Raw genomic sequence first — 14,726 nt, 5'->3', positions numbered from 1 at the left:
TGGCGGCGCCGGGGCCTACGAAGGTGTCACCCCCAGTGCGGCGGCTTCTGTTCCTTCAGCCATGCATCATGGTCATCGTCACGGTCGCCCCACGCCCGCGGATCATCCTCGGCAGCCCGGGCGGGCAGGATGCCCTGGGCCGGCTTCTGGCCGCCCCGGGTGGCCGACGCAGGCGCTTCCGCTGTCTCGTCACCGTCCGCGGGCCGCGCTTCGCTGTTGGTGCTGTTGGTCTTCTCGTCGCTGCCCACCTGGGCCGCCTCCTTGCTGTCCTGCCGGTCCGCGGCGGGTGCTGCCTGATGACCGGCACGTGCTGCGTTGCCGGCCCGCCGTCCGGAAGCCGGGCCCGGGAAACGCGTAACGTTCGATGCCGGAGCGGACTCCGCCACGGCATCAATATCATTCAGCGCCTGGTCGACGTCGTCGTCAAGGAATCCGGGCGAAGCCACCCGCCCCGGAAGTACAACCTTTTCCAGTCCGAGGTACTTGGCGATCCGGTCTGCACAGGCGGACGGATCAGTGAAAACCTCGATGGTCCACAATGGCATGTACCGCCAGCCAAGCCGTTCGAGCAGCTGGGGACGCAGCCTGCTCCGCTCCCGGACACTCATGGTGCGGTACTGTTCCGTGCCGTCGGACTCGATAGCCACCGGCCACGGAAGATCGGCGTCGTCCTGGCCCATGGTGTTAAGCGGATCGGCGGCGGCCACCACGTCGATGGCGCCGTCGTACTGGTGCCAGACCCGCGCACCGCGTGCCAGCAGCCGGTCGCCCAGGTCCGCCACGAGCGGGTCGGCGCCGAGCGCCTGTTCGCTGGCGGCAGCGCGGGACGCGGGCGTACCGAGATCCGTGTTGCCCGAGATTTCCCGGTCCAGCAGGGCATACAGGTCCACTGCCCCGTGCGTCAGCCGGGTGTGGTCCAGGTCCTCAGGCCGGAAGCACGTCAGAACGTGCATCGAGCGCCGGGCGCGGGTCATCGCGAGGGCGAACTTTTCCCGCCCTCCCTCGGCGGACAGCGGCCCGAAGCTGTGCAGGGCGCGCCCATGCGGTGTCCGGCCGAAGCCCGGTGAGAAAATGACGTGGTCGCGCACCAGGCCCTGGGCCCGCTCAAGGTCCACCACCCGGAACGACTCCGGGCCCGCGCCGAAGAACCCGGCGAGTCCGGGGTGGTTGGGCAGCTGGAGCCTGATGGCCTCACCGATCCGGGCAGCGTGGCGAAGGCTGGCGGTCACCACGGCCAGCGAGGTGCGCGGGCGCAGGCGGGCGTGTTCAAAGACCAGCTCCACCACCCGGTTGACCTCGGCCACCACGGATTCAACGCCTTCATGGTCGGCGCTGGGCAACCCGGTTCCGTCCGGCAGGTACTCCACCAGCAGGGACCGGTCCAGCCCCGTAGCCGACTGTCCCTCCGGCAGCCGGCGGAGACCGCCGTCGTAGAAGTTCTTGCTCAGCTGCAGGACCAGGTCCTCGTCCACCGCGCGGTAAACGAAGTTCAGCCGCCACACCGGCAGCACGGCGGACAACGCGGTGAAGGCACTCTCCACCCGCTGGTGCGCCGATTCACCGGGCGCCAGCCGCTCCACACCCACGGTGAAGGTGCGCGGGCTGGCGATGCGGGCGTCGCCGAAGGCAATCACCTGGCGTGCGCGCGCAATGGAGGGAAGTACCGCCTGCAGCGAGGTGGCTTCGGCGTCGAGGATGACCACGGCGTCGAAATGTTGCTCTGCCGGTAGCAGCCCGGTCATCAGGTACGGGCTCACGGACCACACGGGCACCAGGGTACCGATAAGGTCCGGGGCCTGGGCGGTCAGCGCCGGCAGCGACACGCGGCCGTCCTTGAGCAGGCTGCGCAGGAGGTCGGCCTGGCGCGGCTGCCCGGCGATCGCGGCGCGCCAGCGCTCGGCAAGGTCCCAGCGGAGCCTGGCCGCCCCGCTGGCGATGTGCGCATTGTCCGCGAGCCGGTACTCGGCTTCGAGCTGCCGGAGGGCGTCGCCGTCGGACATTGCCAGGTAGTCGTCGCCGCTGATCATCGCCTCAAGCGCAGACTGCCACCAGGCGAGCTCCAGCTCGGCGGCGACGGAAGCGGCGGGCACTTCCCGCTCGGCCAGGTCAGCCAAAAGCTCGCCCAGCCCGTGCTCACGCATGTTTTCCACCAGCAGCGTTCGTTCCGGCAGGGTCTTGAGCGTGTCCGTATCCGCCACCAGCCGCTCGAGGCGGTCCATGAGTTCCCCGTACCGGACCGTGGAGAGCGAACCGCCCGCCTCGGTATGCTTCAGGGCCTCTCCCAGCTGGGTGAGCTCGCGGTCCAGTTCCCGGTACATGGCGTTCATCTCGGCAAGCCCGGACGGAACAGCCGGGTGCCGCTGGGTGGTGGCGTAGCCTGCCCACAGGGCCCGCTGTTCCTGGACCAGGACCAGGGAGCTGTGCAGGTCGGCGATGTGGACGCCGGGCCGGACGTATTCCTTAGCGACCCTGCGCAGCCGGGACCGCTGCATGGAGGTCATCTCGATGCCGCGTTCCCGCCGCCAGGCGGAAGGGGCGGTGGCGGAGATGAGGTCGGTCACCGGCCGGTCGAAGATGTCCGGGGTGAACTTGTCCAGGCTGCCGCGGACTGCCACCAGCAGTTCCAGCTGCTCGCCCCATTCGGCGAAGGATTCACCGAGGCGGATCTCGGCGTGCTCTGCCACGGCATTCATGCGCTCCCGCAGGGCAGGCAGGCTCTTCGCCACGGAACGGACCAGCTCCTGGGCTTCCTCGGTTTCCTTCCGGGTAAGGAGCCGTGCCCCGTGCCAGGGGCTGGTGGTTGCGGCCTTGCTGAAGCTGCCCAGTTCCGCCGCACGGCGCAGCCTTCCGGCCAGTTCGTCACGGTCCCGGATGCTGTCCAGGACGCTCCGCTTGAGCCGGACGGTGGTGGCCGGGGCGGGATGGATGGAAGTCAGTTCCGCCAGCGACTGCATGGCTTGGTAAGGCGAGCATCCCCACCGCTGCCGGACATTGTGCAGCGAGGCCACGTGGTCCATCAGCGCGTGGCGGTGCTCGGTCAGGGTGGCGTGGAGGTTGCCGAGCTGTGGTTCCAGCGACTTCTCGTTGCGGACGATGGCCCGGACCAGCTGGCCTTTCAGCTGCTGCGCGGTGACGTTCCCGGAGAGCTGGAACAGGATGGATTCAAGGCCCAGGGACTCCAGCTGGCCGGACACCTCGTTGAGGCTGGCGCGGCGGTCGCCCACTACCAGGACGGTCTTGCCGGCATCCACCAGGGCGCCGATGGTGTTGATGGCCGTCTGCGTCTGCCCGGTGCCGGGCGGGCTGCTGACCACCAGGGAATCACCGGCGCGCGCAGCATCAATGACGTACTGCTGGTCCGTGTCCGCATCCAGCAGGAGCAGCTCGTCCTTGGGGTGCCGGCTGTCCAGTGGCGGGAAACGGGACGGATCCGGTTCCGCCACGTCCACCACTTCTCCCCCGGCTGCGGTAGCCAGGGCAGACACGATGGGATTGGAATCGTTGATCCAGGGGTCGTCCAGGTTGCCGGACAGGTCCGCGAAGGTGGACACGAGCAGGTTGTGCTGGGCCTCGGCGCCATGGATGGGCCGGATCAGGGTGCCCAGCCGGTCCAGTACAGGCTGCGGGTCGAAGCGCGCGGTGCTGTAGGCCAGCCGGGTGACGGCGTTGACGTCGAACACGATGCCGTGGATGGTCTTGAGGTGCCGGACCAGTGCCGGGTTGATGTGCGCCTGCTCGGTCAGCTGGAGCTCGTAGTCGTCTTCGCCCGGGCGGACGGTCAGGGAAATCGCGGTGAGCATGACGGGCGCCGAGATACGCTGCGGCTTGCCGCCGACGGCGGACGTCCACACCACCGTGCCGGCCGAGAGGTAGCCGGCGTCGATCCCGCGGTCGTTGGCGAGTTCGAAAATCTTGGAGCGGATGTTGCGTGAGGCCCGCGCGGCCACGAGGTACTGCTGCCGGTCCCGGATCAGGGTGGACAGGCGGGTGCGGCGCCCGGCCATGAGCTGGGCAAGACCGGACGGGTGGGCGTGGGTCAGGTCAATGGAGCCCTCAGGGGTCTTGGTGAAGCGCAGCATCGTGTCTGCACCCGTGACGGGTTTGAGCCCGGACAGCCATTTGCGAAGCTCTTCCGAGCCTTCCGGGTGGCCTTGACCAACTGACACTACTGCCTTCTTTTCTGCGCTTGCGCGTGACGCCCTGGACCATACCGGCATACGTTCGAGCGTAGCCGCTCCGGCGCCGGACTCGAGAGACCGCAACACTGGAGTGCCCGAAATTGCGGAGATTTGATCCGGAAACAGGAGTGGCCGGCCTCCGTATCGGAGGCCGGCCACTCAGAACGCTATTCCCATTCGATGGTTCCCGGCGGCTTGCTGGTGACGTCCAGCACCACGCGGTTGACGCCGTCCACCTCGTTGGTGATCCGGTTCGAAATCCTGGCCAGGAGGTCGTACGGGAGCCGCGACCAGTCAGCGGTCATGGCGTCCTCGGAGGAGACAGGGCGGAGCACGATGGGGTGGCCGTAGGTGCGGCCGTCACCCATGACGCCCACGCTGCGGACATCGGCCAGCAGGACCACGGGCATCTGCCATACGTCGTTGTCCAGCCCGGCGGCGGTCAGCTCGGCCCGGGCAATGGCGTCGGCCTTGCGCAGCAGGTCCAGGCGCTCCTTGGTGACTTCGCCGACGATCCGGATGCCCAGCCCTGGTCCGGGGAACGGCTGGCGGCCCACGATCTCCTGCGGCAGCCCAAGCTGGGCGCCGACGGCGCGGACCTCGTCCTTGAACAGTGCCCGGAGCGGCTCGACGAGTTCGAACTGCAGGTCCTCGGGAAGCCCGCCCACGTTGTGGTGGCTCTTGATGTTCGCCGCACCTTCGCCGCCGCCGGATTCGACGACATCCGGATACAGGGTGCCCTGGACGAGGAACTTGATCTTCTCGCCGTGTGCCGCGGCCTCGGCGATGATGGCCAGCTCGGCCTCTTCGAAGGCACGGATGAACTCGCGGCCGATGATCTTGCGCTTGGTCTCGGGATCGCTGACGCCGGCGAGGGCGGACAGGAAGCGCTCCTGCTCGTTGGCGACGTAGAGCTTCACGCCGGTGGCGGCAACGAAGTCCCGTTCCACCTGTTCGGCTTCGCCTTCACGCAGCAGGCCGTGGTCCACGAAGACACAGGTGAGCTGGTCGCCCACGGCGCGCTGCACCAGGGCAGCAGCGACGGCTGAGTCCACGCCGCCGGAGAGGCCGCAGATCACGCGGGCGTCCCCCACCTGCTGGCGGATGCGCTCCACCTGTTCCTCGACAATGTTGCCGGTGGTCCAGTTGGCTTCGATCTTGGCGCAGTTGAACAGGAAGTTCTCAAGCACCTGCTGGCCGTAGGCGGAGTGCTTGACCTCGGGATGCCACTGCACGCCGAAGAGGCCCTTTTCCTCGTTGGCGAAGGCAGCCACTTCGGCGCCCGCCGTCGTCGCCAGCACCTCGAAGCCCTCCGGGGCCAGGTGGACGGAGTCACCGTGGCTCATCCAGGTCTTCTGGTGCTGTGGCATGCCCTCCAGGACGGAGCGTCCCTCGCCAAGGATGGTGGTTTCCGTGGAGCCGTACTCCCGCAGGCCGGTCTTGTCCACCTTGCCGCCCAGGGCGTTCGCCATGGCCTGGAAGCCGTAGCAGATGCCGAAGACCGGAACACCGGCCTCGAAGAGGTCGGCACCGACGGTCGGGGCGCCGTCCGCGTAGACGCTGGAGGGCCCGCCGGAAAGGATGATGGCGGCCGGATTCTTGGCGAGGAGCTGCTCGGTGGAGTAGGTATGCGGAACCACTTCCGAATACACGTTTGCTTCCCGGACGCGGCGTGCAATCAGCTGCGCGTACTGGGCACCGTAGTCAACTACCAGCACCGGCTTCTGGGAAGTCTGGGATGCAGTGGGAGTAGTCACCGTAATAGCCTACTTTGCGCCGTTGCACCGGCGCACCTTGAGAGGCGGTGCTGTGACGGAGCAGACGTCCGACGGCGGGCGGCGGCCCGGGTGCCGGGGACTAGTACCGCTGCCGTGCTTGCGGGTTGGCGGCCAGCTCGGCCTCCACCTCGGCGTGGAACTTCTTCTCCACGATGAAGGACAGGAACGGGATGACGCCGCCGAGGGCGAGCAGGATCAGCTTGAGGAATGGCCAGCGCATGAGCGACCAGAGCCGGAAGTTGGACATCAGGTACACCACGTACATCCAGCCGTGCACGATCAGGACGGTGACGGACAGGTTGACCCCGTCCAGCACGCCCGGAGGCTCGGCGTCGGCGAACCCGAAGCCGAAGGGCTGCCCCGTCACGGCGTTGGTGCCGCCGGCGAACAGGTATTGGCCGAAGCCGTACCGGGCGATCAGTTCGGCGCAGAGCAGGAGCAGCATGGCGCCGGTGAGGTAGGCCAGCACCTTGTAGAACTTCAGGGCCGAGCGGATCTGCGCCTCGGTGCCGCCAAAGCGCCGCTTCTTGCCTGCGGCCTTGCCGGCTGTGTTGCCGCCTGCTGCGGAGGTGGCGGGTTTCGGTTCAATCATGGCTGTACCTTTTGCTGGGTCGGTTCCGGGTGCTGGTTCTGGTCAGGCTGCTGTCCGGGGTCCGGACCGGCCTCGTGGTGTTCATCGTCAAGGCCCTCTTCCAGGTCCCGGTGGTAGTCGTCCTTGACCAGCCGCCACCAGATGAACAGGGCGAACCCGGCGAAGACCACCCATTCGAGGGAGTAGAAGAGGTTGAGCCAGTTGATCTGCTGCCCGGGCGGCTGCGGCCCGATCTCCAGGGGCAGCAGGTCGCCGGGCACGGCGGCGGGGCTGACGTCCGCTCCCCCTGCCACTTCGGCGGTGGCGGCCACGAAGCCCGGGTAGCTGCTGATCTCCCAGTAGTTGATGAGTTCGGCCACGGAGACGGCGGTCGCCTGGCCGGGCTGCGGTGCCGTTTTGGCGAGGGGGGCCTCGGACGGCAGGAGCCGCCCGGTCAGTTCAACAGCGCCCGACGGCGGCGCTGGCGCGTCGGCGGGGTCGGCCACCCATCCGCGGGCCACGGGGATCCAGGTTTGCGGCGAGGCCGCAGCGCCGGTCAGCGCCGGGGCGCCGTCGACGGCGAAGGCGGCAACCACCCAGTAGCCCGTTTTGCCGTCGTGCAGGCGGCCCGGGACCAGGACCTGTTTGTCGGGGTCGTAGCTGCCCCGCGCGCTGACCATTTGGTCGGCGTCGGTACCGTGGAAAAACTCGCCCGGCTGGAGGGTATCGGTCAGCGGCTGGACCTGTTCGGTGGCAGGGTTGACCGGGGCCTCGGGCTGCGTGGAGCGCCCGAACTGCCACTGGCTGAGCAGCACGAAGACCCCGGAAATGGCGATCGCAAAAACAAATCCGGCGATCCAGCGGGGTTTAAGGGCAGTTTTCCACACGTCTTAACCGTACTTCGTACCTTTGTAGAACAGCTAAACGCCGACGCCGGCGGCATCTGCGGCGGGGGCACCGGATCAGTGGTCGAAAAAGACCAGGCTGGAGTTGATCAGTTCGGAAATGATGTCGGCGTCGTAGGCGCGCCGCAGGGATTCGCGGAACGATTCCTTGGACAGGGACCTGGCCAGGGTCGCCAGGACTTCAAGGTGGTCGGAGAAGGAGCTGGCGGGGGTGGCAATCAGAAGGATCAGCGTTGCGGGGCCGTCGGCTGCACCGAAGTCCAGGGCGGAGCCGTATTTGGCGACGCCCACCGCAATGGACGTGCGGGTCACGAACTCGCTGCGCGCGTGCGGCAGGCCGATTCCACCCGGAAGTCCGGTGGCCAGCTGGTGCTCGCGGGCGTTGACGTGCTGCAGGAACCCCTCAAGGTTCGAGACGCGCCCGGCGGCGTGGAGCCGTTCCGCGAGCTGGGTTGCGGCGTCGGCCTTGTCCGATGCCTCCATCTCCAGGATCACCATCTCGGGGGTGGTGAGGTCCGCATCATACGGGTCAAGTGCTTCCGCCAAGGCGTTTCCCTTCAGTCGGCAGTACGGGGCATCCGGCCCCTCAGCGCAAGGGCACGATGTCTTCCACGCCCAGGCGGGCGGCGTCTGCGGATTTGTCGTCCGGCTGTTGCTGGCTGAGGCGTTCGGCCTCCACGCGCGCAATGTAGTGCCGCACCTCATTTTCGCGCTGCGCGTCGCTCCAGCCGAGGACGTCACCCATCAGTTTAGCGACAACCGGGACCGCGGACACACCGCGGTCCCACGCTTCAATCGAGATCCGCGTCCGCCGGGTCAGCACGTCGTGCACGTGCCGCGCCCCCTCGTGTGTTGCCGCGTAGACGGCCTCGGCCTGGAGGTAGTCGTCGGCTCCCGGAATCGGCTCGGCCAGCGCCGGGTTCTCTTCGATGAGGGCCAGCACCTCCGGGATCAGGGACCCGTACCGGTTGAGCAGGTGCTCGATCCGGGCCACATGCACGCCCGATTCCTCGGCGGTCCGGTTCCGTCGGTTCCATGCCGCGCGGAAGCCGTGGGCCCCAAGCAGCGGGATGGTTTCCGTGCAGCTCGGCGGGACCCGCTCGTCCATGGTGCGCGTGGCCTCGTCCACGGCGTCCTTGGCCATCACCCGGTAGGTGGTCCATTTTCCACCCGCGACGACGACGAGGCCGGGGACCGGGTGCGCCACCACGTGTTCGCGTGACAGCTTGGCGGTGGAGTCGTTTTCGCCGGCGAGGAGGGGCCGCAGCCCGGCGTACACGCCTTCAACATCTTCGCGGGTGAGCGGCCGCTTGAGGACCCTGTTGACGTGCTCGAGGATGTAGTCGATGTCTTTGCTGGATGCTGCCGGATGGGCCTTGTCCAGATTCCAGTCGGTGTCCGTGGTGCCGATGATCCAGTGCCGGCCCCACGGGATGACGAACAGCACCGATTTTTCGGTGCGCAGGATCAGTCCCACGGTGGACTGGAAGCGGTCGCGGGGCACCACCAGGTGGATCCCCTTGGAGGCCCGCACCTTCAGCTGGCCGCGTTCGGTCACCATCGCCTGGGTTTCGTCGGTCCAGACGCCGGTGGCGTTGATGACCTGCTTGGCGCGGATATTGAACTGCGTGCCGTCCTCACGGTTGACCACCTTGGCCCCCACAACGCGTTCGCCTTCGCGCAGGAAGTCCACCACGGCCATCTGGTTGACGGCGTGGGCGCCGTAGTACGCGGCGGTGCGGACCAGGTTGGCGACGTACTTGGCATCATCCACCTGCCCGTCGTAGTACCTGATGGAACCCACGAACGCATCGTTCTTCAGGCTCGGAGCGGCGCGCAATGTGCCGCGCTTCGACAGGTGCTTATGGAAGGGAACGCCGCGGCTGTGTCCGCTGGAGATGGACATAGCATCGTACAGCGCGATGCCGGCGCCCACATACGGGCGCTCGATGAAGGGTTTGGTGAGCGGGTACAGGAAGGGCACCGGCCGGGCCAGGTGCGGCGCGAGCTCGGAGAGCAGCAGCCCGCGCTCCTGCAGGGCTTCCTTCACCAGCGCGAAGTCGAGCATTTCAAGATAGCGCAGGCCGCCGTGGATGAGCTTGGAGGACCGGGACGAGGTCCCCGCTGCCCAGTCACTGGCTTCGACGATGCCGACGCTCAGTCCCCGGGTGACGGCGTCGAGGGCTGCTCCGGTGCCGACGATGCCGCCGCCGACAATGAGGATGTCCAGTTCCTGGCCGGGCCCTGAGGTGTCACGAAGCCGCTGGATGGCTGCTTCCCTGGCTGCCGGGCCGAGTGCCCCGCCATGAGCAGGAACAGTCTTCATCGAACGCCTCCAGTGCCTCTAGTGCCGGTAGTAGGACCACACTACTTGCTGGGGGCCCGCTTGGCAGGAAGGCCGGGGACGGACGCCGCCCCTGGCCTTCCCTTGCGGGTCAGTTCCCTTCGTAAGGGGATACGACGACGTCGACCCGCTGGAATTCCTTGAGGTCCGAATAGCCCGTGGTAGCCATCGAACGGCGGAGGGCCCCGATCAGGTTGGATGTTCCGTTGGTGTGGTGGCCCGGCCCGAAGAGGACTTCCTCCAGCGGGCCGACCGTGCCCACGTTGACCCGGTCCCCGCGCGGGAGTTCCAGGTGGTGCGCTTCCTGCCCCCAGTGCCAGCCCTTGCCGGGTGCCTCCTCGGCACGTGCCAGGGCGCTGCCCAGCATGACGGCGTCGGCGCCCATGGCGATGGCCTTGACGATGTCGCCGGAGGCGCCCATGCCGCCGTCGGCGATCACATGCACGTACCGGCCGCCGGACTCGTCCATGTAGTCGCGGCGGGCGGCGGCGACGTCGGAGATGGCGGAGGCCATGGGCGAGTGGATGCCCAGCGCGCGGCGCGTGGTGGTTGTGGCGCCGCCGCCGAAGCCGACCAGCACGCCGGCCGCACCGGTTCGCATGAGGTGCAGTGCAGGGGTGTAGCCGGCCGCACCGCCCACGATGACCGGGACGTCAAGCTCATAGATGAACTGCTTCAGGTTCAGCGGCTCGTGGTCCTTGGACACATGCTCCGCCGAGACGGTGGTCCCCCGGATCACGAAGATGTCGACGCCCGCGGCCACCACGGTCTTGTAGTGTTCCTGCGTGCGCTGCGGGGTCAGGGAGCCGGCAACAGTGACGCCGGCGTCGCGCATCTCGGCGAGGCGGGTGGTGATGAGTTCGGGCTGGATGGGTGCCTGGTACAGCTCCTGCATCCGACGCGTCACGGCGGGGCTGTTGGTCTCGTCCTGCAGTGCGCCGATCTCGTCCAGGATGGCCTGCGGATCCTCGTAGCGCGTCCAGAGGCCCTCAAGGTCAAGCACGCCCAGGCCGCCAAGCTTGCCGAGGGTGATGGCGGTTGCCGGGGACATGGCCGAATCCATGGGTGCCGCAATGACGGGCATGCTGAACTGGTAGGCATCGATCTGCCAGGAGACGGAGACGTCCTTGGGGTCGCGGGTGCGACGGTTGGGGACGATTGCTATGTCATCCAGGGAGTAGGCACGACGCCCACGCTTGCCACGGCCGATCTCGATCTCATAAGTCACTGCTCTAGGTTATCCCAGCCCGCGTGCCGCCCTTGGCTAGAGTGGCCTGATGGGCAGGCGGTGGATTTTTGACGGGTACTACGGGGTGAGCGACCTGCACCACCTCACTTCCCAGTGGAGTCCTAGATACCGCCTGCTTCCTCTACGGAAAGTTGGGATTCGAACATGCGGAAGTAGCGGCCGCGGAGTGCCACCAGTTCACGGTGGGTGCCCTGCTCCACGATGCGGCCGTCCTCCAGCATGTAAACGATGTCCGCTTTCTCGATGGTTGCCAGCCGGTGGCTGATGGCAATGATGGTGCTGCTGCGGTCCGCGAAGAGCCGGGTGAAAATCCGGTGCTCAGCGAGCGCGTCGATGGCGGAGGTGGGTTCGTCCATCACCATGAATGAGGCGTCGCGGTAGAAGTTCCTTGCCATCGCGAGCCGCTGCCACTGCCCGCCGGACAGGCCGCTGCCCTTGCGGCCGCGGGGGTCCTCCATCCAGTTGCTGACGTGGTTGTCCAGGCCGTTGGGCAGCTTGTTGATGAAGTCCAGCGCCTCGGCGTCGGCAGCGGCCCGGCGGATCCGCGCGTCATTCCTGGGTGAGTCGACGTCGCCAAAGTAGATGTTCTCCGCCGCCGTGGCGAACTCGTATTTGAGGAACTCCTGGCTCAGTACCGCCAGGTGGCGGTGCCACGAGGTGACGTCGAGGGCGGCGAGGTCGACGCCGTCGAGCAATACCTGCCCCGAGTCCGGCCGGTAGAGCCCGGCCAGGATCCGGATCAGGGTGGACTTTCCCGCACCGTTCTCCCCCACGATGGCGATGTGTTGGCCCTCGCGGATGGTCATGCTGATCCCGCGGATGACCTCGATGTCGCTCCCGGTGTAGGTGAAGCGGATGTCCCTGAGCTCCACTTCCCGGGGCGCGGCCAACAGCGGCGGCGCGTGTTCGGAGTGGACGGGCAGGGCCATGAACAGCTCGTAGTCCTTGAGGTTGGCCAGGTCCTCGTCAATCGAGCTGGGGGAGGAGACCAGGTTGTTCGCGGTGGACAGCGCCCGGCTGACGATCTGCTGGACGTAGAGGAACTGGCCAACGGGCTGGGCGCGGGCGATGATCTGCCCCACCACCCAGATCAGCGAGACCACCTCCGCCCCGTACTGCAGGGCGTCGGCGGCCAGCTGCTTGGGAATGTACCGCCGCTGGAAATCGAGCCGGCGGCGCTCGTCCGCGTCCCGGAGCCTGGACCGGAGATCCATCAGGAACTTGACGATTCCGTAGAGGCGCATTTCCGCGATGTGCTGGGGCCGGAGGAGGTTGGTCTCGATCATCCGGCGCTGCCGCCGGGAGTCCACCTGGGTGTTCCAGTGCGCGATCTGTTCCCGGGAGAGCTTGAACTGCAGGTAGACGCTGGGCACGATCGCCACCAGGACGATGACCGCGATCCACCAGCTGACCAGCAGCAGGGCTCCCACGGCCAGGATCACCGAGACGAGCTGGGTGAAGATGCCGGCGATCCGGTCGAGGACGCGGGCATAGGAATCGGAGAACCGCTTGGCACGGTCGTAGAGGTCAACGGTCTCTTTGTCGTCGTACCGCCAGAACTCGAGGGCCAGGAAGCGTTCGTACATCTGGTCGCCTACGATGGCCCCTACCTTGAAGCTCATGAGCTGCTGGATGTAGCGGTCGACGCTTGTGAAGGCGCCCCAGAAGAGGCCCAGCGCGGCGGTGATGATGACGTAGACGATGGCCATCTGGCCGGCACCGGTATCACCCGTGTAGGCAGCCGCCAGGGCGGTGGTGGTCAGGGCCGCGAAGTAGGTGGTGACCAGGGGCAACACCGCTGAAATGAGCGAGCCGAGCACCTTCATGATGACCGCGCCCGGGGAGGCGTGGAAACTGACCCGCAGGACCTGGGCAACAGCCTTGGCATAGGGGCGCAGGGCCAGCCGGCGCTGAGGGTCGCGTTTGGGTTGCAGTTTGGCCGGATGGCCAGAGGGAGGCATGCCCCCAGCCTATTACCGCCCGGCGGACGGGGCGGAGCCATCACGCCCGCTCTTCATGGCAGCAAAAAAGCCGGGACGGGCAGTTGTGCCCATCCCGGCTTTTGTTGCCTTAGCGGGAACCGTAGTTCGGCGCCTCGACGGTCATCTGGATATCGTGCGGGTGCGATTCCTTCAGCCCGGCCGGGGTGATCCGGACGAACTTGCCACGGGCCTTGAGTTCGGGGATGGTCGGCGCACCGGTGTAGAACATGGTCTGGCGCAGGCCACCCACCAACTGGTAGGCCACGGAGGCCAGCGGGCCGCGGTAGGCCACCCGGCCCTCAATGCCTTCGGGGATCAGCTTGTCGTCACCGGACACATCGGCCTGGAAGTAGCGGTCCTTCGAGTAGGACGTGTTCTTGCCGCGGGACTGCATGGCGCCAAGGGAACCCATGCCGCGGTAGGACTTGAACTGCTTGCCGTTGACGAAGATCAGTTCGCCCGGAGACTCGTCGCAGCCTGCCAGCAGCGAGCCGAGCATCACGGTATCGGCACCGGCTACCAGCGCCTTGCCGATGTCGCCGGAGTACTGCAGGCCGCCGTCGGCGATCAGCGGCACGCCGGCCGGGATCGCAGCCTTCGCGGACTCGTAGATCGCGGTGATCTGCGGGACGCCCACGCCTGCCACCACGCGGGTGGTGCAGATGGAACCGGGGCCCACGCCCACCTTGATGCCGTCGGCGCCGGCGTCGATCAGGGCCTGGGCGCCTTCGCGGGTGGCAGCCTGGCCGCCGATGATGTCCACGTGCGCTGCCACAGGATCGGACTTGAGCCGGCGGATCATGTCCAGCACGCCCTGGGAGTGGCCGTTGGCGGTGTCCACGAACAGGGCGTCGACGCCGGCATCCACCAGTGCCATGGCCCGCTCCCAGCCGTCCCCGAAGAAGCCGATGGCAGCACCGACGCGCAGGCGGCCTTCGTCGTCCTTGGTGGCCAGCGGGTACTGCTCCGCCTTGGTGAAGTCCTTGGTGGTGATCAGGCCCTTGAGCCGGCCCTGCTCGTCCACGAGGGGAAGCTTCTCGATCTTGTTGGTGGCCAGCTTGTGCGAGGCCTCCTCGCGGCTGATGCCCACGTGCCCGGTGACCAGCGGCATCTTGGTCATGACGTCGCTGACCAGCCGGATGGGATAGTCGGACTCCGGCACGAAGCGGGTGTCGCGGTTGGTCACGATGCCCAGGAGGCGGTTCTCCTCGTCCACCACGGGCAGGCCGGAGACCCGGTACTGGGCGCACAGGTTGTCCAGCTCAAGCAGGGTTGCTTCCGGCCGGATGGTCAGCGGGTTGGTGATCATGCCGGATTCACTGCGCTTCACCCGGTCCACCTGGTCAGCCTGGTCCGCGATGGACAGGTTGCGGTGAATGACACCCAGGCCGCCCTGCCGCGCCATGGCAATGGCCATGCGGGATTCGGTGACCGTGTCCATCGCTGCGGACAGCAGCGGCGTGTGAACCGTGATCCTCTTGGAGATCCGGGAGGAGGTGTCGGCGTCGGACGGGATGACGTCCGTGTGCCCGGGCAGGAGCAGGACGTCGTCGTAGGTCAGGCCGATGAAGCCAAAGGGGTTGTGTTCGGGCTCGGTCATGAGTGCGCCTCTTACCTTGGTTGCTGGGCGGGTAGGGGTTGCAGCCGATGACCAGCCCGTCATTACGGGTCTGGCCTGTGCAGGGAATCAGGACCGCCGCATGCGGCGTTCCGGGGGCA

General features: G+C 67.3%; 9 protein-coding genes. All 9 read right to left on the bottom strand.

Annotated elements, in window-relative coordinates; genetic code table 11:
* Positions 1-26: 26 nt before the first annotated feature.
* The 9 genes from AC5RUO_RS05190 to guaB all read right to left on the bottom strand — a co-directional run bounded on the left by AC5RUO_RS05190 (position 27) and on the right by guaB (position 14,607).
* Positions 27-4,217, bottom strand: a complete 4,191-nt coding sequence (locus AC5RUO_RS05190) for an AAA family ATPase (protein ID WP_494102974.1) — start codon at positions 4,215-4,217, stop codon at positions 27-29.
* A gap of 128 nt (positions 4,218-4,345) precedes the next feature.
* Complete coding sequence (guaA, locus tag AC5RUO_RS05185) at positions 4,346-5,935, bottom strand: glutamine-hydrolyzing GMP synthase (RefSeq protein ID WP_494008857.1); 1,590 nt, start codon at positions 5,933-5,935, stop codon at positions 4,346-4,348.
* Positions 5,936-6,035: 100 nt separating this feature from the next.
* The gene (locus tag AC5RUO_RS05180; RefSeq protein ID WP_494008858.1) at positions 6,036-6,548 is read right to left on the bottom strand and encodes a DUF3817 domain-containing protein; all 513 of its coding nucleotides are present in this window, start codon (positions 6,546-6,548) and stop codon (positions 6,036-6,038) included.
* Positions 6,545-7,414 (bottom strand): SURF1 family protein, encoded by an 870-nt coding sequence (locus tag AC5RUO_RS05175; protein WP_494008859.1) that lies wholly within the window; start codon positions 7,412-7,414, stop codon positions 6,545-6,547. Before AC5RUO_RS05175 ends, AC5RUO_RS05180 begins: the two co-directional genes overlap by 4 nt.
* Before the next feature lie 75 nt (positions 7,415-7,489).
* The gene (locus tag AC5RUO_RS05170; RefSeq protein WP_494102973.1) at positions 7,490-7,978 is read right to left on the bottom strand and encodes a PTS sugar transporter subunit IIA; all 489 of its coding nucleotides are present in this window, start codon (positions 7,976-7,978) and stop codon (positions 7,490-7,492) included.
* A 40-nt stretch (positions 7,979-8,018) separates the two neighbouring features.
* Positions 8,019-9,758: a glycerol-3-phosphate dehydrogenase/oxidase gene (locus tag AC5RUO_RS05165; protein WP_494008861.1), complete on the bottom strand. Its 1,740-nt coding sequence runs from the start codon at positions 9,756-9,758 to the stop codon at positions 8,019-8,021.
* Between the two features lie 109 nt (positions 9,759-9,867).
* Entirely contained in the window at positions 9,868-11,004 is a 1,137-nt protein-coding gene (locus AC5RUO_RS05160; RefSeq protein WP_494008862.1) for a GuaB3 family IMP dehydrogenase-related protein, read from the bottom strand.
* A 122-nt stretch (positions 11,005-11,126) separates the two neighbouring features.
* A complete protein-coding gene (locus tag AC5RUO_RS05155; RefSeq protein WP_494102972.1) occupies positions 11,127-12,986 on the bottom strand; it encodes an ABC transporter ATP-binding protein in 1,860 nt (619 codons plus the stop codon).
* A gap of 109 nt (positions 12,987-13,095) precedes the next feature.
* On the bottom strand, positions 13,096-14,607 hold the full coding sequence (guaB, locus tag AC5RUO_RS05150; RefSeq protein WP_494008864.1) for an IMP dehydrogenase: 1,512 nt from the start codon (positions 14,605-14,607) through the stop codon (positions 13,096-13,098).
* Positions 14,608-14,726 lie beyond the last annotated feature (119 nt).

This window comes from Arthrobacter sp. Y3221087, from assembly GCF_059089905.1.
Note: the sequence above shows the minus strand (reverse complement) of the source record. Positions and strands in the feature narration are given on the sequence as shown.

Bases quoted from the DNA above. Each gene is read 5' to 3' on its own strand.
- AC5RUO_RS05190 (WP_494102974.1), bottom strand. From the start codon at position 4,217: ATGCCGGTATGGTCCAGGGCGTCACGCGCAAGCGCAGAAAAGAAGGCA.
- AC5RUO_RS05180 (WP_494008858.1), bottom strand. From the start codon at position 6,548: ATGATTGAACCGAAACCCGCCACCTCCGCAGCAGGCGGCAACACAGCC.
- AC5RUO_RS05165 (WP_494008861.1), bottom strand. From the start codon at position 9,758: ATGAAGACTGTTCCTGCTCATGGCGGGGCACTCGGCCCGGCAGCCAGG.
- AC5RUO_RS05155 (WP_494102972.1), bottom strand. From the start codon at position 12,986: ATGCCTCCCTCTGGCCATCCGGCCAAACTGCAACCCAAACGCGACCCT.
- guaB (WP_494008864.1), bottom strand. From the start codon at position 14,607: ATGACCGAGCCCGAACACAACCCCTTTGGCTTCATCGGCCTGACCTAC.